Genomic DNA, 19,372 nt, shown 5'->3' with positions numbered 1-19,372 from the left:
GTCCTTACTCCTTCGCTTCTACTTGTTCTGGTTTCAGAATACGGATTGCCCAGATTAGGAAGCCGATTAGGAAGAATGCTGATGGCGCTAAAAGCATTAGGCCGTTTGGCTGATACCAACCACCGTTGCTCACTAGAGGTAGGATTTCCATACCAAATAGTTTGCCTGAACCGAATAGCTCACGGAAGAAACCAACAGTGATAAGAACGAAACCATAACCAAGACCGTTACCGATACCATCGATAAGAGATGGGATTGGCGCAGATTTCATTGCGAATGCTTCAGCACGACCCATTACGATACAGTTCGTGATGATAAGGCCTACGAATACCGATAGCTGTTTAGAGATATCGTAAAGGTAAGCTTTAAGCACCTGGTCTACCACGATTACTAGCGATGCGATGATAGCCATCTGAACGATGATACGTACGCTGTTAGGAATGTGGTTACGGATTAGAGATACCGAGAAGTTAGACAAAGCAGTTACAAACGTTACTGCCAGCGTCATAACAAACGCAGTTTCTAGTTTAGTTGTTACTGCCAGAGCAGAACATACACCAAGAACCTGTAGCGCGATTGGGTTGTTGTCCAATACTGGCGCTAGAATGCTCTTTTTAACATTTTGTGCACTAGACATTAGTTCAGACCTCCGTCACGAACTTTTGCTAGGAATGGACCAAAGCCCATGTCACCTAACCAGAAGTCAAATGTGTGTTGAACACCGTTACTAGTTAGTGTCGCACCTGACAGGCCGTCAACACCGTGCTCAGAACCTGCTGGCGCACCACCTTTAACAACCTTGATAGCTGGTTTGTGGTTTTCGTCAAACAGTTTCTTGCCTACGAATTGTGCGCGCCAGCTTGGGTTCTCAACTTCACCACCAAGTCCAGGAGTTTCACCCTGCTCGTAGTAAGTGATACCCGATACTGTGTTGCCATCAGTTTCAACAGCAACAAATGCGTACATCATAGACCAAAGACCATTACCGTGAACCGGTATGATAACTTTAGATACTGCGTCGCCGTCTTTAACTAGGTATACAACACCTGTATTAGCACGACGAAGGATCTTCGCTTTGTCATCTTCAGCTGGAAGCTTGATAGACTCAGCAGGATCTTTTGCGGCTTTACGCTGATCGTAAGTTGCAGCGTTACCTTCTACAAAGTCACCAGTATTAAAGTCAACCAGACGTGGTTCAATGTATTGTGCAAATAGCTCAGGCACTTTCTTACCTGCAGCATCAATGCCCGCAACTTCAACGATCTTAGATTGCTTATCTAGTACAGCGTTAGCTTTTTGCTTATCGCGTAGACCTACGGCTGCTGTTGATACGATGATTGAACAAACAAGGCTCAACCCGACAACAACACCCAGCGTCTTTTTAATGCTGTCGTTATTACTTGCCATAGCGTGCTTGTCTCCGCTTGATGTTCTTCTCAATAACTAAGTGGTCGAACAGAGGTGCAAACAGGTTCGCGAATAGAATCGCCAGCATCATACCTTCTGGGTACGCTGGGTTAACTACACGGATAAGAACACACATTACACCGATTAGAGCGCCGTACCACCATTTACCTTTGTTGGTAAATGAAGCTGATACAGGGTCTGTCGCCATAAAGAACATACCGAATGCAAAACCACCCAGAACTAGGTGCCAGTGCCATGGCATGTTGAACATAGGGTTAGTATCAGAACCGATAACGTTGAACAGCGTTGCTGTCGCGATCATACCGATCATTACACCCGCAATAATGCGCCATGAAGCGATTCGCATGTACACGATCATCGCTGCACCGATCATCAGAGCAAGCGTCGATACTTCACCAATTGAACCAGGGATGTTACCGATGAAAGCGTCCATCCAAGTGATAGGAGCACCAGAAACTGTGTTTACTAGAGCACCGTTACCACCTTGAGCCCATTGGCTAAGCGCAGTCGCACCAGAGAAACCGTCAGCTGCTGTCCACACTACGTCACCCGAGATTTGCGCTGGGTAAGCGAAGAATAGGAATGCACGGCCTGCTAGTGCAGGGTTTAGGAAGTTACGACCTGTACCACCGAAGATCTCTTTCGCTACAACTACACCGAAGGTAATACCTAGCGCTGCTTGCCATAGAGGAAGTGTTGGCGGAACGATAAGTGCGAACAGGATAGAAGTTACAAAGAAACCTTCGTTAACTTCGTGCTTACGCACCATACAGAACAGAACTTCCCAGAAACCACCAACAATAAACACTGTTGCGTAGATAGGTAGGAAGTAAGTCGCACCAAGTAGCATCTTACTGCCAACCCCTGCATCAGCGGATATGGTTCCGCCAAACATTTCGGTTAGCCAGTAATGCCAGTTGCCTGCTACTACTGTCGCTAGTTGATCACCAGCGTGCATGTGAGTCAGTGCTGCGATAGCTTGGCCACCCGCGTTGTACATACCCCAGAACATTGCTGGGAATACAGCGAACCAAACCATGATCATGATACGTTTTAGGTCAACGCTATCACGAACGTGTGAGCTTCTCTTTGTTACAAGACCCGGAGTATAAAACAGCGTTGCTGCTGCTTCATAAAGGGCAAACCACTTCTCATGTTTACCACCAGGCTCAAAGTGATGCTCGATGTCTTCAATAAATTTTTTAAGAGACATGAAAATTACCCTTCCTTCTCGATCTTATCTAGGCATTCACGAAGTAGCTGACCGTACTCGTACTTACCAGGACAAACAAAGGTACACAATGCTACGTCTTCTTCGTCTAGCTCTAGCGCGCCAAGTGCTGCTGCACTGTCGGTATCGCCTGCACATAGATCACGAAGTAGCAGAGTAGGTTCCATATCTAGCGGCAATACGCGCTCGTAGTTGCCAATTGGAACCATTGAACGATCACTACCATTGGTCGTGGTTGTCATATTGAACAACTGACCTTTGAATAGGTGACCAAGGAATGAGCGAGTTACTGAGAACTTGTTCTTACCAGGCATCGCCCAGCCGAAAAGCTCTTTTTCATAACCTTCACGTAGAACAGACACTTGAACGTTGTAACGACCTAGGTATGCGTGAGGACCAGTTGCATGAGTACCAGTTAGTACAGAACCAGAAATCACACGAACTTCACCTGGCATTAACTCGTTGTCTGTCACGTCGTCTAGGCTAGCACCTAGTGTCGTACGAACTAAACGAGGGTTATTTACTACTGGACCAGCCAGAGAAATAACACGGTCAGTGTAAAGTTCACCTGTGAGGAACAACTTACCGAACGCAATAACGTCTTGGTAGTTGATGCTCCACGCCACGTTTTCAGCATTTACTGGGTATAGGAAATGCATGTGGGTGCCAGCAAGACCTGCTGGGTGAGGGCCATCGAAGACGTGTTCTTCAATGTTTGACTGGGAAGAGCGTGGCAAGCTGGTGCCAGATTTACATACGTAAACCTTGCCTTCTGTCAGGGCTGAAAGAATGTCTAGACCAGCAACGAATGCTTCTTGTTGCTCGTTAATTATCAACTCAGGATTAGCTGCGAGTGGATTAGTATCCATTGCAGTTACGAAAATCGCTTTAGTTGAAGACTCGATTGCTGGAACCTTGCTAAACGGACGAGTACGTAAAGCGGTCCATAGGCCAGATTCAACCAGTTGAGTCTTGATCACTTCACGATCCAGACCTGAAAGTTGAGCGGCTTCGAACTTATCGAATATCACCTGCTCTTCACCTGCCACTTCAATCACTACAGATTGAAGGACACGTTTAGCGCCACGGTTAACTTCGATCACTTTACCGGCTGCTGGTGCAGTGAATTTCACGCCAGGGTTCTTCTTGTCTTCAAAAAGAACTTGCGCTTTTTTCACTTCATCACCAACGCGGACATGCATGGTTGGACGCATGCCAACGTACTCTTCGCCAAGCAAGGCGACTTTTTTGATGGTCTTACCATCATTAATCACCTGGGATGGAGTTCCTGCGATAGGAAGATCCAAGCCCTTCTTTATTGTAATCATACGCACTTGCACTACTTTTATCGGGAAAAAGATTCTTTTGATTGCGTAACTTTTAGACACGACATTAGTGTCCGGTTTCAGTGTTGTTTTAAACACTAAAATCGCAACATCCTATTAAAAATCTCGTTACAGGAAATGGCCGAGATTTCTCAGGTGCAATATTCTAGCATTTTTTAGGAACTTGATGCCATGACCAATCCTAAGAATAGAGCGGTTATTTAGGTGGAATAAGGTCTAAAAGGTCAAAGAATACTCATAACTTTGACCAATCGCACAAATACAATATTCCACATATATCGTATGGTGAAACAACATTCACCGGCTGAAACAATCTTTGATTTTCATTCATATGTTGAAACACTGTTAACGTAATTTCTTTCACCGACCTTGCTCTATTCTTTAGTCTTACGCTTGGAAAAACGAAAAAAAAGATGGTTTAAACCATCTTTCTAAACTCTATTTTAAACGGCTTTAACGACCACTACCGACACACATAGGGCTGTCAGGCGCGCCGTTTTGCTCACTCTTCCACTCTTCATCGGTGTAAGTATGAATCGCTAAGGCGTGAATGTGATTATCTAACTCATCCGCAAGAATTTGATGAACCTGTCTGTGTCTGCCAATCAGTCTATGACCAGCAAACGAGTCGCTAACAACAATGACTTTAAAGTGGCTTTCTGAGCCCGGCGGCACATTGTGCATGTAGCTTTCATTGATCACCTTTAAGTAGCTGGGTTGCAACTCACTATGCAGCTTTTTCTCTATGACTTCTTGGATCATATTCGTTCCTCATCGATTCGAATTTCATAAGTATATACCCAACTCACGGTAACTTGCAGCACCCAACTCTCGATGTTGAAGTATAAGTCTAAAATTAAATTTTAACCTTAATCGACGCAATAGTTTAAAACTCAGAGTTGATTCCAGACTGAGCCTATGAGTCATGCAAATACAAGTAAACTCAAAATTTAACAGCTTTTTGTATCTACGCTTGCCATCATTTGCGACAATAATCCCTAGTTTATTGAATCAACCTACCTTTACTTATGAAAACCGAATTGAACCTCCATGGCAGAAGCCTAACGCTTCATCGCTACCCTTTGCGCTCCAACGAAACACTGCAAGCTTGGGACGCAGGTGATGAGTATCTGATTAATCATGTGGAAGAGCTGGCACTAGCCGATAAGCAACACATTGTGATTATCAACGACAGCTTTGGCGCGTTGGCTTGCTGGTTTTCAGAAAAACATTATGTGACGTCAATGAGTGACTCCTTTATTTCACATAAAGGCGCTCAGCAGAATCTTGAAGACAATCAATGTAAAGGAGTGACGTTTCTTAACACGATGGACGAAATACCAGCAGATGCTGACTTGGTTCTGCTGCAACTTCCCAAAAGCAATCGTCACCTGACTTGGATACTCAGTCAGCTAAGAAAAGGGCTCCCTGAATCATGCCCTGTTATTGCCGTCAATAAAGTCAAAGAGATTCATACTTCGACGCTCAAACTTTTCGAAAAGCATTTAGGCGCAACGAAAACTTCTCTCGCCTGGAAAAAGCACCGTCTGGTTTTCTCCCAAGCTAATGCACAACCCATTGTCGACGTTGATCCTATTACTGTATGGAATGTAGATGGTGAGACTATTCAGCTCAAAAACATGCCAAATGTATATTCAGGCGAAAGTTTAGACTTAGGTGCCCGATTTATGCTGCAGCATCTTCCTCAAGATGCTTCTATCACTCATATTATCGATCTAGGTTGTGGTAACGGCGTACTCTCCGTGAAAGCAGGTCAGCTAAACCGGAATGCTCGCCTGACTTGTGTCGATGAAAGCTTTATGGCGCTGGAGTCAGCCAGGCAGAACCTGTTGGATAACCTAGGCGAAGGGCGTGATATCCAATGCATCGCGAACAACTGCTTAGATGGCTTTGAACACGATAGTTGCTCTTTAATTATGTGTAACCCGCCATTTCATCAACAGCAAGCCATCACTGATCACATCGCATGGCAGATGTTCTGCGATTCAAAACAAGTATTGAACAAAGGTGGACAGTTACTTGTCATAGGTAATCGACACCTCGGCTACGATGCGAAGCTCAAACGTCTATTTGGTGCCAACAATGTGAAACTTGTCGCGTCTAACAATAAGTTCGTGATTTTACAGGCAACAAAAAATCCTGCTAAATTGAACGCAAAATAATAAAGCTCCGTACTGAGCAAAAATTTTTACAAGGAATATTCAAATGAAAAAATTGCTACTCGCGGCTTCAGTTGCGTTTTTGGCTGCCTGTTCAGCCCCTCAACAGGTACAACTAAACCTGATGCCTGAAAGCACACTCAGCACCAATCCTATTGTACAAGGCAAAACCTATAGCTTGACCAGTAAAGATGTACGTGCTGCTCAATACGTTGCATTGGTAGACAATGGTCGCTCAAATATTCTTCCTCTCCACGCGAAGCAGAACTTACGCATCACTCTGGAACAAGCTTTAGAGCAACAGTTCTCATCTCAAGGGTTTCATTCAGACCTCAACAGTAACAATGCGGTTGAGCTTAAAGTTCAAGAAGCCCTCGTCAACGTGAAGCATTCGGTCATGGAAAAGGAAATGAGTGCTAAAGTTGTGTTAGAAATTACCGCAGAAAACCCACAAGGCCGACTAGTAAAAACGTACACAGGTAGTGCAAAGCGATCCGGTACGTTCAGCGCTTCAGACTCTGATATCGAACAAACATTAAATGATGTTATTGACCTGACTCTGAAAGAAATCGCCAACGACCCTGAACTTCGCAATTATATGCAGGAGCGATTCTAATGATACGCAAAGCTATTCTTTCTCTGGCACTACTCAGTTGTAGCGTTTGGGCCGGTCCTAAAGTCTCATTTGAAACAACATTAGGCTCATTTACGGTTGAGTTAAATGAAGATAAAGCGCCGATATCGGTGGCTAACTTCCTTAAATATGTCGAAGATGGCAGCTACGAAGGCACTATTTTCCATCGCGTAATACCGGGTTTTATGGCACAAGGCGGCGGTTTCAACCAACAAATGCAAAAGGTTAATACCTACGAGCCTATCAAAAATGAAGGTAATAACGGCTTAAAGAACGACCAGGCGACCATCGCGATGGCTCGAACCAATGCTCCTGACTCTGCGACTCGCCAATTCTACATTAACTTGGTGGATAACGATTTTCTCAACTACGCGGCTCGACCACCGGGTTATGCGGTCTTTGGGCAGGTGACCGAAGGCTTCGAAGTCATCCAGAACATGGCAAAACAGCCAACCTCTTCATCGGGCCGAATGCGTGACGTACCAGAAACTCAAATCGTCATTAATAAAGCAACATTACTCAAATAGCCACAATCGTAAACCCTTTGAATATTCGAAGGGTTTTCTCTTTCAACGGCGTCATTTATTGGATTAATCTATGTCTTCATTGCCTTCCATCACTTGGTTGGAAACGGTAAAAAGTTACCTCGATAAACGTTTGTTATGGGTCTTTATGCTGGGATGCTCAAGCGGTTTCCCGTGGGTATTGATCGGCTCTAATATGTCTGGGTGGCTTAAAGATGCAGGCTTAACTCTGTCTGCGATTGGTTATTTTGGTAGCGTCTTTGCGGTATATGCGATTAACTTTCTCTGGGCGCCTCTTGTCGACCGACTAAAGCTACCACTGTTGTACCGTTTGCTTGGGCAGCGACGCAGTTGGATTTTCTTTTGCCAAAGTATCGTGCTTGTCGCCACTATTCTAATTGCAGATGTAAATCCTGCACAAAATCTGGCTTTTGCCTCACTTTTGGCCCTGTGTATTGCGACAGCATCGGCAACACAAGATATCGCCATCGACGCTTTTCGTATTGATACCTTTCCAAAATCAGAAGCTTCTAAACTGCCTCAGGCATCGGCGATGGCAGTGATTGGATGGTGGACTGGCTACTCCTTACCGGGCTATTTAGCGTTTATTAATGCCGATAGTATCGGCTGGAATGGCGTTTACTACGGTATGGCACTTATCGTAGTTATTTTAATGGTGTTTACGCTATTAGTCGGTGAGCCAAAAACACAACGTGATCAGCTACAGTCTGAAGCCGAACAACGTCACAAAGAGGTGGTAGGGTCAAGGTTAGTCGCTTGGATTACGGTGACCGTTATCGAACCGTTTCTTGATTTCTTCAACCGAAATGGGGTGCGCGTCGCGATAACCTTATTGTTATTCGTGTTCTTGTTCAAAATTGGCGAAGCCTTCTTAGGCCGGATGTCGATTGCGTTCTACAAAGATATCGGCTTTAGTAACGAACAAATTGGCTACTACTCCAAGTTAATCGGTTGGGGTGCGACGATATTCTTTACCTTAGTAGGCAGTATGTTCAATGTAAGATTTGGCCTGGTTCGTGGCCTGATGATTGGGGGTATCGCCATGTCAGCAAGCAACCTGATGTTTGCATGGATTGCTTCCGTGGGCCCCAATGAGCACCTATATTTAGCCACTATTATTGTCGATAACTTTACCACTGCGTTCTCTACCGTGGCGTTTGTCTCGTTCTTAACCTTACTGACCGGGCAAGCATTTTCAGCGACACAATATGCTTTACTGGCGTCTCTGGGTAACTTTGGACGAACCACACTGGCCTCATTCAGTGGCGAGTTAGTAGATTACCTTAATGACTGGAGTACATTCTTCATCCTGACAGCGGTTATGGTGATACCAAGCTTGATCATGCTGTATTCCTTACGTCACTACTTTGATGACCTGTTGGAAAAAGCGCGCCACAAACACTAAACAACAACAAACAAAAGAACCACCGCATATCGGTGGTTCTTTTAAATACAGCATGGTTAGCAATCTCAGCGACCTTAGGGGTAAAGGCCCTTACCGAACATATTGAAGATCCTTGCCACACCTTGAGTAAATATCATCGGTTCAGTGAGCACGGTAAGACACAAGCAGTCTTCCCCTACTTTTGTGTACGGACTGTGCTTAACAGAGCCATCACGTATCATTAAATCGCCTTCCTCATATTCACCATCTTCATCACTAAAGCCGCCATGAAGTATTAAGGTTGACTCTATGCCTTTGTGCGTATGCTGAGGAATTTGCACATTTTCACTGATGTACATTAGATTTACTCTGGCATCTTCACCAAAATCTATCTGAGCACTGTATACTTTGCCACCGTAACTTCTCCATGAGCCAACCAGATCGGAAAAGCGGCTCAAGGTTTTCGGTAGTTCAAAGCTTTTACCCGCCACTGACACTTTTGCTGAGTCTCTGATAATGACACTATCTGTCATTGAAGGGGCTGTTACGATGTTATTGAACATTTCATCAAACTCAGGAATATAACCACAAGGGAGATCACTGACGACATTTGCTTGCTCTGCTTCTACCCGATTGACAAAGTCCCGGCATTTGGAGCATGTTTCTAAGTGCGTCGCGACGACAAGACCAGAAACCGCATCAATGCTGCCAGAAGCGTACGCTTCTAACAATTTGTTATCTGGATGTTTGTTCATAATTGCTCCGTATGCATTGAATGTCTTAATTTTTCTACTGCAAGTCTCAGACGCGATTTCACCGTACCAAGAGGGATATCAAATAGCTCTGCCACTTGTTGATGTGGTAACTCTTCAAGATAGACCGCTTGCAACACGTCTCTTTGATTTTTTGGTAATGTATCTAAAAATTTCACCACCTGATCTTTCAACATATCTTGCTCTGGAGAATAGTGATCAACGAGATCTGGTGGGTAGTATTCAGAAGGCCAAATGTCATCAGAATGAATATGTAACTCTTTGCCCCTTTGTTTCCGCAGTAAGTCAAAACACAAGTTGCGAATAATTGTGTAAATCCACGTTGATAAAGCACTCTTCTTTCCATCGTACAGGTGAGCTTTGTGCCAAACTGTCGCCATGGTTTCTTGAACCATTTCCATCGCGACTTGCTCGTTCCCAACGTGCTTATAGGCGAATTGCTTTAATTTGGGTGCATAAAATTGGAAAACAAAAGCAAAGGCGTCTTTGTCTCGCGCTTTGATTTGGTCCATATACGCGTTCCATTCCTGCCGTCCCAGTTTTTGTTGGCTATCACTCATCATAATCGGCCTTATTGTTGGGAGGAGTTGCCTCCTCCCACTCTGTCCTAGTCTGTGATGTCATTGACTAACAGGTTGAAACCACCATTATTGCCATCGTCTATCGCAACGACTTGGTAGACCACACCATTCATCAGATCCACAGGTAACGAATCTATTGCAACAGTGTTAGGGTCCCCCGCTACAGTTACGGTGACATAGTAGGTTCCTTCCTCCACGTAAAGTCCTTGCAGACTCTCTTTATACGTAAAATTGGAAATAGTTGGATCACTGCCATCTATTCCGGCAGTGGTCGTTAGATAAACATCGACCTTTTCAGCAATCGGATTTGCCGCCGAATGAGTCAGATTTAATGTAGCACTGGTCGCCACTGCTCTTCTCATATCCTCAACGACTAACGGCTCAATAGCTATAGCAGGACTTACCACACCTACCGCATAGATACTGTAATCCATACCACCTTCCACAGCTAAATCGTCAACACTAAAAAGGGGGTCTGTGGTCGTGCCATCGACAAAAACATCTACATCGTACGACTGAGGAGCAAGATCCAGATATCCTCGGATTTCTTTAAAGGCTAAATCAGCAAGCGGTGCAAACGGAGCACCATCTACGTTCACATCAACAACTGGTGCACCGTCGACGAGGTGTCCAACCCGAACTTCAGCCTGACTGCCTGTATCCTGAATTATAGAAGATCCCGAACCGTCTAAAACGAGCAATTTGACCGGCGAAGAACTATTGGAGTCTCCTGTTTTAATAGCAGCGACAGTTAAGTTAGTATTTCCCGCTAATGACAGCGTTCCAGAATCAAACACAACATCGTCCCCAACCGCTAACCTGACTTGATAATCACCAGCAGGAATATTAAGCACGTCCGTTGAAGCTTTATAGGCAAGGTTTGTCACAGGCATTGCTGTAGATAAATCAGCCCCAGGCTCAGTAACATAAAGGTCCACCGCTGGAACATCAGAAGCGGCGTGTACAACTTGAACGTCTAAGCTGCTTTCATCCGCCATTGACTCAGTACTACGTGTCACAATAAGTGGCTCCACAGGATTTGGATTCCCATCGGCATCCCCCACGACAAAAATACTGTATTTAAGATCGGAATCGAGATCCAGCACGGTTCTTGGCACGACGGTTGCGACTTCACTTCCCGGCAACTGCACATCGACTTGCACTGAGTTACTGCCCTCGCGAACCTTCAAGTATCCAGACCCAATACCATAATCAACACCTGTGAGCGTTGCTTTGTCGTTTATCCAAATATTCGCCAATGGCGCATCAGATGATGCATGTACAGCCTGAACATTGGAGTACTCTATGGAGTCACTATCTGAATCACACGCAGCCAATCCCACAGATGCTACCATGACCAGAAACGCTTTTTTTGTTTGTTTCATAACCGTGCCTCTTTGCTTGTAGGGGCTTCAAGTGCTTGATGTAAAAACTGCAATGCTGGCAGACAATCCTCTGCTCCCACCAACTGTTCGAACAGACGACAATCCAACGGCAATAACTCGAGCCAGCGCTGGGTAACCCAAGCCGGGTCATCATAAAAGCGATGCTCATAAAGTGACCCAAGTTGAGGAAACTCCTCATAAATGCAAGCCAACTGTTGACTTAAACCTTCAAAGCTGTGCAGCTCACCGTTATCAGCCCAATTAGCCATCCACTCGACTTCTGCATGTCGTAAACCATCATCATCTGCTCTAAGGCGCTGTACTTTAAAGCGCTTTTCACCAACCACCGTGATTCCTAGAAGCCCATCACTTAATGTTTCAAAATCAACAATACGAACTAGCGAACCTATCGAAGAAACATTTCCAACTTCTTTTGGATCGCCGCCGTTACCTACCAGACAGACGCCAAATCCCATATTTTTTGAACAGCATTCTTTCACCATGCGTATGTAACGAGGCTCAAAAATACGTAGATTCATCTTGCCTTCAGGAAGTACAACTGAAGTAAGTGGAAATAACATAACTTCGTTCATCAATAAGTCCTCTTTGGTTCAATGATTATTACGAAACTCTGCTCACTCCGATCACTAACGGTTTGTGTTGGTTAATCGACTGGCTTAAAAAGTCGCGAAAATCGCCACGCAAACGATCCAAATCACACATTTAATGCAATAAAATGCAATAAACAAAAAGTTCCGTAAATAAGAACACCTTTGTGACATTGATCACTAAAAAGGTTTTATTTTGCACCTCTTATCACTTTCTTTTGGGATTATTATCGCTATTATTCCCGCCACTAGGAAAACGCAGCACAGATTGCTTATTCTGAAATATTACAAACATAGAGAGTCCCCTTATGCGTAAATCACTTTTAGCTCTTGGCCTTCTAGCGGCTACTTCAGCTCCAGTTATGGCAGCTGATTACTCTGACGGCGATATCCACAAAAACGATTACAAGTGGATGCAGTTCAACCTTATGGGTGCATTTAACGAACTTCCTGGTTTTCCTGATGGCTCAAACCATGACTACCTAGAAATGGAATTTGGCGGTCGCTCTGGTATCTTCGATCTTTACGGTTACGTTGACGTATTCAACCTAACGTCAGATCCAGGCAGTGATAAAGCTGGCGCTGAAAAGATGTTCATGAAGTTCGCGCCACGTATGTCTCTTGACGCACTAACTGGTAAAGATCTTTCTTTCGGTCCAGTTCAAGAGCTTTACGTTGCATCTCTTATCGAGTGGGGTGGTAACTCTGGTGTAAACAATCAGAAAATCGGTCTAGGTTCTGATGTTATGGTTCCATGGCTTGGTAAAGTAGGTGTAAACCTATACGGAACCTACAGCGGCAACGATAAAGACTGGAACGGTTACCACTTTGCAACCAACTGGTTCAAACCATTCTACTTCTTCGAGAACGGTTCATTCATCTCTTACCAAGGTTACATCGACTGGCAATTTGGTATGAAAGATGAGTACGCAAGCTCTAGCTACGGCGGCGCAATGTTCAACGGCCTATACTGGCACTCTGACCGCTTTGCAGTTGGTTACGGTCTGAAAGGTTTCAAAAACATCTACGGTATCAAAGATACTAGCGGCGTAGACTCTACTGGTTTCGGTCACTACGTAGCGGTAACTTACAAGTTCTAATAGAACCAACAAGTTTCTTCAGAAATGGCGCCGATTGGCGCCATTTTTTATTTGCTTTCCTTTTTCCCCTCATTATCCTTGCAGCAAACCTTTTTATTGAGAGCGTTTGGTGAATATTGTCATCTTAGGTCCCGGAGCTATCGGCTCACTCTGGGCAACAAAATTAAAGCAAGCAGGACATAATGTGTCTCTTTGGAGCAGAAGTTCGGAAACTCAGCTTTCGTTGCAACTTGATGACTCAGTCAGTGACACTTTCCTAAATAATCACCTTCTTTGTGTAAAAAGTGCTGACTTGATTGTGGTGACCGTCAAAGCGTGGCAAGTCGAAGAAGCCATTTCTCCTCTGCTTGAACATCTTCATCCCGACACAATCGTGATGCTCATGCATAACGGCATGGGAACCGCACAACGCGTTTCAGAAACGCTTAAGAACAATCCGATCGTTTTAGCGACCACGACTCACGGTGCCTACAAACCTTGCAAACAAAAAGTGTTGCATACAGGTCATGGCAACACACAGTTAGGCGGCTTCAATAATTTGGGCGAACAGTGTCAGTTTTTGCAGGAAGTAATGCATCACGCCCTACCTGAAGTGGGATGGAACCCAAATATCAATGCAGCATTGTGGACTAAACTCGCTATCAACTGTGCAATTAATCCATTAACCGCTATCCATCAATACAAAAATGGCGCGCTTGCACAGCAGGAGTTTCAGGATACGCTGAGAAACATTACGCGTGAATTGGTTGAGGTAATGAATAAAGAAGGGCTCGATACTGAGTTCGACAATTTGTTTGGGGTTATCATGCAAGTCGTCAATGCTACCGCTGAGAATTACTCTTCGATGAGACAGGATGTTTACCACCAGCGACGCACCGAAATCGACTTTATTACTGGTTATTTATTGCAAACTGCAGAGAAACACCACATCGAGATACCTGAGAATCTCAGTCTTTACCAACGCATTAAACAGATAGAAAAAAGCTGGACAGAACAATGAGTGTAAAAATCTTAGTACCTATCGCTCCAGGTACCGAAGAAATGGAAGCCGTGACCATCATCGATATGATGGTTCGAGCTGGATATGACGTGACTGTAGCCAGTGCAGCATTCGATGGGGCTTTAACGATGAAAGCTTCTCGTGGCGTCACGCTAACCGCGGATTGCAAACTGGTCGATATCGCCGATGACGAGTTTGATGTCATTGCCCTGCCGGGCGGTGTCGGCGGTTCGGAAGTGTTTCGCGACAGCACGGTCATGATAGAAATCCTCAAACAACATATTTATGAAGGAAAACTGGTTGCGGCTATCTGTGCAGCTCCAGCGTTGGTGCTACAACATCATGATCTATTCCCGAAAGCGCTAATGACCTGTCACCCAAGTTTCCAGTCACACATTCCTGAAGCGAACTGGCGAAGCAAACGCGTGACTATCGATATTAACCATAACCTGATCACCAGTCAGGGGCCGGGAACAGCGTTAGAATTTGCGATGGAAGTGATCATTAAGCTCTCCGGCAAAAAACATGCGTGGACTATCGCCGAACCTATGGTGACCATTCCGACTTTGCACTATCACAAAATTGGTGAAGAGTAATGTTTGACGTCAATGCGGTCCGTAAGCAGTTTCCCGCTTTAAATCAGTCAATTAATGACACGCCTTTGGTCTACCTTGATAGTGCTGCAACCACGCAAAAGCCTCAATGTGTGATTGACGTTATCAGTCATTATTACAGTGCTCAAAATGCTAACGTTCATCGTGGCAGTCACAGCTTAACCGCCAACGCCACCAGCCAGTTCGAAGCGGCTCGTGAAACCGTCACCCGTTTTATCGGCGCGGCCAGTTCAAAAGAAATCATCTGGACACGCGGAGCGACAGAAGCGCTCAATTTGATCGCTCAGACCTATGCTCGTAGTAACTTACAAGCAGGCGATGAGATATTGATCAGCGAGATGGAACATCACGCCAACATCGTGCCATGGCAAATTGTTGCTGAGCAGACCGGAGCAAAAGTCGTTAAAGTGCCAATGACTTCCAATTGTCAGTTTGATTTGGAAGCATTTAAGTCGCTGTTGTCTGAACGCTGTAAGATTGTGGCGTGTGCACAAATCACTAACGTCACCGGTTCGCGTCAGCCCATCGAAGAAATTACCACCCTGGCGCATCAGTTCGGTGCGGTTGTCGTGGTGGACGGCGCTCAAGGTATCGTGCATGAGCAGCTGAACCTTGCTGAACTGGACATCGATTTTTACGTTTTCTCCGGTCATAAGCTTTATGCCCCAGCCGGGATTGGCGTGCTTTACGGCAAGTTAGCGCTACTAGAAGCCATGCCTCCATGGCACGGTGGCGGAAAAATGGTAGAAAAAGTGTCGTTTGAGAAAACCACCTTTTCTGCGCTACCCGGAAAATTCGAAGCGGGCACTCCGAACGTCGCTGGCGCGATAGCTCTCGCAAAAGCGATTGAGTGGTATCAGGGGTTTGATCACCAAGAAGTCGAAGATCACCTGCATGCTCTACAACACAAAACCTATCAAGCACTTAGCCAATTGGATGATATCCGCATCCTTGGTTACCAGCCGAAGGCATCGGTACTGACGTTTGTAATGGACGGTGTGCATCATCAAGACATCGCGACGCTGCTCGACCAGCAAGGTATCGCTGTACGTGCGGGACACCATTGTGCCCACCCGTTAATGGATGCACTTAAGGTTAAAGGAACAGTACGCGTCTCTTTTGGTATTTATAACACGGAAGAAGATGTTGAGAGGCTGATTGCAGCAGTCGAGAAAGCGGTCGATATGTTGTAAGGAAGGGACTAGGGAAAAGAAAAGATCCTAGGTCTTAGGCGTGATACTCAAGGCTTCAGTGTTCCAATGTTGGCATCGATGTTTGCTGTTTTGGATTACAAAATACGGAGTACAGACAGTTCAACCCGTATTCTGTAATCCGTAAGCGAAGCGCTCTGTATTCCTTTTTTTCTAGGACCTAGAGCCTTCTTTTCTACCTAGGACCTTTATTTCTTCAACAATCGCTTTCAGCCCGTTGCCACGAGATGGACTCAAATGGGCTATCAAACCTAACTGTTCAAAATACGCATCGATGTCAAACGCTTGGATTTGCTCAGCGGTTTTTCCGTCATACGCCGCCATGACCAAAGCAATCAAACCACGGACAATACGTGCATCAGAATCCGCGCAGAAATGCCAAACGCCATCCTGCTGCTTGCTAACCAGCCAAACTAAGCTTTCACAGCCTGATACTGTGACTTGGTCAGATTTCAGCTCCTCAGGCATTTGAGGCAATTTTTTCCCCCATTGGATAACCTGACGGTAGCGATCTTCCCAACCTTTAAATTGCTGCATCGTCGCGACGATATCATCACTCGTTATTTCTGAACCAAATGGTGAAACTGGAAAGTCAGTCATGATGCCCTACTTCTCTGTGTTATTACTTCTTATACTTTTGGATCAGCTTTTCCACAATGCGTGAAACCGCGACAAAGCCGAATGTTGCAGTCACCACGGTTGCCGCGCCAAATCCGCTTGCGCAATCCATTCGTTTCGGACCTTCCGCCGTAGACTTCACGCCACAGACTGAACCATCCGCTTGTGGGTATTTTAGCTGCTCGGTAGAGAACACGCAGTCAATGCCGAATTTACGCGCAGGATTCTTTGGAAAGTTATGATGACGACGCAAGGTGTCTTTAATCTTCTTAGCCAGTGGATCCTGAATCGTCTTGGTCAGATCCGCCACCATGATTTGTGTTGGATCGACCTGACCACCCGCGCCACCGGTAGTGATTACTTTAATCTTGTTACTACGGCAGTAAGCCAACAGAGAAGCTTTTGCTTTCACACTGTCGATCGCATCCAGCACGTAATCATACTCTTTGCTCAGGTATTCATGCTGGTTGTCTGGCGTGATGAAATCATCAATCAGATTCACCTTACATTCTGGGTTAATCAGCTTAACGCGCTCTGCCATCACTTCAATTTTGCTTTGGCCAACAGTACCTGACATGGCGTGGATTTGACGGTTAATATTCGTCACACACACATCGTCCATATCAATCAGCGTCAGTTCACCAATACCACTACGTGCAAGTGCTTCTACTGCCCACGAGCCAACACCACCAATACCAATCACACACACATGCGCAGCACGAAGAATTTCGACTTCGCTGTTACCATAAAGACGACGAGTGCCGCCAAAGCGTTGATTGTAGTTGTCAGAGGCCGGAGTATCGAGTTCGCGCATATTGAAATCCAGATGATCGATAGAAAAACAAAGAGTGCGATTTATACGCACTCTTTGAGAAAAAGTCTAGACAAGAGGACGTTCCTCTCTCTTATCAATCCACTATTGTATCTTTTCTGGTGACAAAGCCCAAGGCGCTTGCGTCGGCGTGTTTTCCAACCCTAGCTTCCACACACGGCCAAAGTGTTTGTAATGCCCGGCTTCGATTCCCGCTCTTGCACCAATACCATGATACAAATCCAAGTGGTTACGTTTCACCGCACCGCCTGTATCGAGTACCAACAGAATGCGCAATTGATGTGCACCGCTCCAGGTTCCGTCCGCATTGAGTAGTGGGACTTCAGCCAGAACCGGCGTTCCCATAGGCAGGATTGAACGATCCCCCGCTACCGATGCCATTGGTAATAACGGAATGCCTGCCGAGCCTGTCACTGGTGCTTCTGATTTAGGGGCAAAAAACACGTAAGATGGGTTCTGTTCAAGCAGCTCACGAACGGTCGCCTCATCGTTAGCCATCACCCAATCTTTAATCGCTTTCATCGACATTTCTTCACGTGGCACTTCACCGCGCTCAATCAAAATTCGCCCGATACTGACGTAGGCTTTGTTGTTCTTTCCTGCGTACGCAAAGTACTCCAACGTGTCATCATCTTCAAAATGTACGTAACCACTGCCTTGTACTTCCATCATAAATGGATCGATGCGGTTAGGCGCGTAACCCAACACCAGACCTTTACCATCTAATGCACCATCGTAGATCTCGGCACGCGTCGGACAGTTAGATGAACAATTAGGCTTGCCATAGACTGGATATTTAAAGATGTTATTTGGCTGATGACGCAGTTCCATCACCGGAGAGAAATAACCGGTGAACAATACGTTGCCTTTCTTGTCGCCACCACCAAGTTGCGCAGCTTGAATACCGTAAGCACTAAGAACACTGGTGTCGCCACTTTGCTGAGCCCACTCACTGAGTCTGTGATAAAGAGGTTGGTACATCTTCGCCATGGAAGGCGACTTCATCACAACCTGTTCAACCTGCTTGTTGAACTCGGTAAAGTCGCGAGGTTTATTCGACTCAACCACATCCACTTTATTGAGGATTTGAGGAAACTCACCATCTACATATTGCTGGGCAAGATCATTCTTTTGAGCACAACCAAAAAGTAGGCTCAAAGTAACAATAGGAAGGACTTTTTTTAGCACGTAATTATTCCGTAATAAAAGATAGTAAAAGGATGGCAAACAAAGACAGGCAACGCAATTGAAAAGCGGCGTCAAAGTGTTTCAAAACTAAGTCAGTAATTCTACCTGCTGCCATTTAATACAATTAGTTTCGTATTAACATTATGATAGCAGGAGAGCAAATACACAATTGTCCAGACAATGTTTGAAATTACGTTCACTTAACGGCGCTAAATAACAATGGCAACCAATATGCGTTTAACGCAGTTCGATGTTTGGACTCCCTTCTAAACGAAAAATAGGTCGGTAATACGCGTTAGCATCTAACTTCATTTCTGTGTGTTGCTGTCCGATAAACTCAAAGCGGCGAACACTCAACCCAAACCTATAAGAAAATGAATGTCCATCAAATTCAAAATCGGTCGCAACCGTAGATCCATTTATCGTGACACCTCTTTCGCTGACGACAAACACCTCACGAGCATAAGGTGCGACTTCCTGCTCGATCCACTTTCCATAAATGGCTGATTTTGGTACAGATGGATTGATATACCGGGAGAACAAGTCACTATAGAGCATGCCTACTATAACGGCTCCAACTGCTGTAGTAAGCATAAGAAAACGCTCTAATCCTTTGCGAAACTTAGACTTTATTGATGGGATGGCTTGGGACTGAGTAGTAATCTTTACATTCCTGTTTAGGGTTGATGAGATGGCAACCAATGATAGCGGAAA

The 19,372-nt window shown here is 45.2% G+C and carries 21 protein-coding genes; 8 read left to right on the top strand and 13 right to left on the bottom strand.

Annotated features, from left to right (window positions below):
• Nucleotides 1–4: 4 nt before the first annotated feature.
• From OO774_RS03560 to bolA, 5 genes are all read right to left on the bottom strand, one after another.
• On the bottom strand, nt 5–637 hold the full coding sequence (locus tag OO774_RS03560; protein WP_014232791.1) for an NADH:ubiquinone reductase (Na(+)-transporting) subunit D: 633 nt from the start codon (nt 635–637) through the stop codon (nt 5–7).
• Nucleotides 637–1,407 (bottom strand): Na(+)-translocating NADH-quinone reductase subunit C, encoded by a 771-nt coding sequence (locus OO774_RS03555; RefSeq protein WP_264904738.1) that lies wholly within the window; start codon nt 1,405–1,407, stop codon nt 637–639. Before OO774_RS03555 ends, OO774_RS03560 begins: the two co-directional genes overlap by 1 nt.
• Nucleotides 1,397–2,641, bottom strand: coding sequence for an NADH:ubiquinone reductase (Na(+)-transporting) subunit B (locus OO774_RS03550; protein WP_014232793.1), 1,245 nt, complete (start codon nt 2,639–2,641; stop codon nt 1,397–1,399). The genes OO774_RS03555 and OO774_RS03550 overlap by 11 nt, the downstream gene beginning before the upstream one ends.
• 5 nt (nt 2,642–2,646) lie before the next feature.
• Nucleotides 2,647–3,987: a Na(+)-translocating NADH-quinone reductase subunit A gene (locus OO774_RS03545; RefSeq protein ID WP_264904735.1), complete on the bottom strand. Its 1,341-nt coding sequence runs from the start codon at nt 3,985–3,987 to the stop codon at nt 2,647–2,649.
• Nucleotides 3,988–4,458: 471 nt separating this feature from the next.
• A complete protein-coding gene (gene bolA / locus OO774_RS03540; RefSeq protein WP_264904733.1) occupies nt 4,459–4,767 on the bottom strand; it encodes a transcriptional regulator BolA in 309 nt (102 codons plus the stop codon).
• 266 nt (nt 4,768–5,033) lie between these two features.
• On the opposite strand from bolA, the gene OO774_RS03535 reads away from it, so the two are divergent.
• The 4 genes from OO774_RS03535 to OO774_RS03520 all read left to right on the top strand — a co-directional run bounded on the left by OO774_RS03535 (nt 5,034) and on the right by OO774_RS03520 (nt 8,769).
• The gene (locus OO774_RS03535; protein ID WP_264904731.1) at nt 5,034–6,188 is read left to right on the top strand and encodes a methyltransferase; all 1,155 of its coding nucleotides are present in this window, start codon (nt 5,034–5,036) and stop codon (nt 6,186–6,188) included.
• A 43-nt stretch (nt 6,189–6,231) separates the two neighbouring features.
• Nucleotides 6,232–6,801 (top strand): YajG family lipoprotein, encoded by a 570-nt coding sequence (locus tag OO774_RS03530; RefSeq protein WP_264904729.1) that lies wholly within the window; start codon nt 6,232–6,234, stop codon nt 6,799–6,801.
• Nucleotides 6,801–7,346 (top strand): peptidylprolyl isomerase, encoded by a 546-nt coding sequence (locus OO774_RS03525; protein WP_264904728.1) that lies wholly within the window; start codon nt 6,801–6,803, stop codon nt 7,344–7,346. The genes OO774_RS03530 and OO774_RS03525 overlap by 1 nt, the downstream gene beginning before the upstream one ends.
• A gap of 70 nt (nt 7,347–7,416) precedes the next feature.
• Nucleotides 7,417–8,769, top strand: a complete 1,353-nt coding sequence (locus tag OO774_RS03520) for an MFS transporter (protein ID WP_264904727.1) — start codon at nt 7,417–7,419, stop codon at nt 8,767–8,769.
• Between the two features lie 74 nt (nt 8,770–8,843).
• Here OO774_RS03520 and OO774_RS03515 read toward each other — a convergent pair whose 3' ends face one another.
• From OO774_RS03515 to OO774_RS03500, 4 genes are read right to left on the bottom strand one after another with little or no spacing between them, the layout of a single operon-like run.
• Entirely contained in the window at nt 8,844–9,503 is a 660-nt protein-coding gene (locus tag OO774_RS03515; protein ID WP_264904726.1) for a ChrR family anti-sigma-E factor, read from the bottom strand.
• Entirely contained in the window at nt 9,500–10,084 is a 585-nt protein-coding gene (locus OO774_RS03510; protein ID WP_264904725.1) for an RNA polymerase sigma factor, read from the bottom strand. The genes OO774_RS03515 and OO774_RS03510 overlap by 4 nt, the downstream gene beginning before the upstream one ends.
• 44 nt (nt 10,085–10,128) lie before the next feature.
• Entirely contained in the window at nt 10,129–11,487 is a 1,359-nt protein-coding gene (locus OO774_RS03505) for a DUF4397 domain-containing protein (protein WP_264904723.1), read from the bottom strand.
• On the bottom strand, nt 11,484–12,080 hold the full coding sequence (locus OO774_RS03500; RefSeq protein ID WP_264904721.1) for an LON peptidase substrate-binding domain-containing protein: 597 nt from the start codon (nt 12,078–12,080) through the stop codon (nt 11,484–11,486). The genes OO774_RS03505 and OO774_RS03500 overlap by 4 nt, the downstream gene beginning before the upstream one ends.
• Nucleotides 12,081–12,403: 323 nt before the next feature.
• On the opposite strand from OO774_RS03500, the gene OO774_RS03495 reads away from it, so the two are divergent.
• The 4 genes from OO774_RS03495 to csdA all read left to right on the top strand — a co-directional run bounded on the left by OO774_RS03495 (nt 12,404) and on the right by csdA (nt 16,002).
• Nucleotides 12,404–13,195, top strand: a complete 792-nt coding sequence (locus tag OO774_RS03495; RefSeq protein ID WP_264904719.1) for an outer membrane protein OmpK — start codon at nt 12,404–12,406, stop codon at nt 13,193–13,195.
• A 109-nt stretch (nt 13,196–13,304) separates the two neighbouring features.
• Nucleotides 13,305–14,195 carry a 2-dehydropantoate 2-reductase gene (panE, locus tag OO774_RS03490; RefSeq protein ID WP_264904717.1) on the top strand — a complete coding sequence of 297 codons (891 nt, stop codon included), beginning with the start codon at nt 13,305–13,307 and terminating at the stop codon, nt 14,193–14,195.
• Nucleotides 14,192–14,791, top strand: coding sequence for a DJ-1 family glyoxalase III (locus OO774_RS03485; RefSeq protein ID WP_263837333.1), 600 nt, complete (start codon nt 14,192–14,194; stop codon nt 14,789–14,791). The genes panE and OO774_RS03485 overlap by 4 nt, the downstream gene beginning before the upstream one ends.
• Nucleotides 14,791–16,002 (top strand): cysteine desulfurase CsdA, encoded by a 1,212-nt coding sequence (gene csdA / locus OO774_RS03480; protein WP_264904716.1) that lies wholly within the window; start codon nt 14,791–14,793, stop codon nt 16,000–16,002. The genes OO774_RS03485 and csdA overlap by 1 nt, the downstream gene beginning before the upstream one ends.
• Before the next feature lie 171 nt (nt 16,003–16,173).
• Here csdA and csdE read toward each other — a convergent pair whose 3' ends face one another.
• The 4 genes from csdE to OO774_RS03460 form a co-directional block, all read right to left on the bottom strand.
• Nucleotides 16,174–16,620 carry a cysteine desulfurase sulfur acceptor subunit CsdE gene (gene csdE / locus OO774_RS03475; RefSeq protein WP_264904715.1) on the bottom strand — a complete coding sequence of 149 codons (447 nt, stop codon included), beginning with the start codon at nt 16,618–16,620 and terminating at the stop codon, nt 16,174–16,176.
• Between the two features lie 22 nt (nt 16,621–16,642).
• Complete coding sequence (tcdA, locus tag OO774_RS03470; RefSeq protein ID WP_263837336.1) at nt 16,643–17,452, bottom strand: tRNA cyclic N6-threonylcarbamoyladenosine(37) synthase TcdA; 810 nt, start codon at nt 17,450–17,452, stop codon at nt 16,643–16,645.
• A 102-nt stretch (nt 17,453–17,554) separates the two neighbouring features.
• Nucleotides 17,555–18,658 (bottom strand): murein transglycosylase A, encoded by a 1,104-nt coding sequence (gene mltA / locus OO774_RS03465; RefSeq protein ID WP_264904714.1) that lies wholly within the window; start codon nt 18,656–18,658, stop codon nt 17,555–17,557.
• A gap of 237 nt (nt 18,659–18,895) precedes the next feature.
• A complete protein-coding gene (locus OO774_RS03460; RefSeq protein WP_264906058.1) occupies nt 18,896–19,351 on the bottom strand; it encodes a DUF2850 domain-containing protein in 456 nt (151 codons plus the stop codon).
• Nucleotides 19,352–19,372: the final 21 nt, after the last annotated feature.

Origin of the sequence: Vibrio sp. STUT-A11, from assembly GCF_026000435.1 — a bacterium.
Classification (GTDB): domain Bacteria; phylum Pseudomonadota; class Gammaproteobacteria; order Enterobacterales; family Vibrionaceae; genus Vibrio.
Note: the sequence above shows the minus strand (reverse complement) of the source record. Positions and strands in the feature narration are given on the sequence as shown.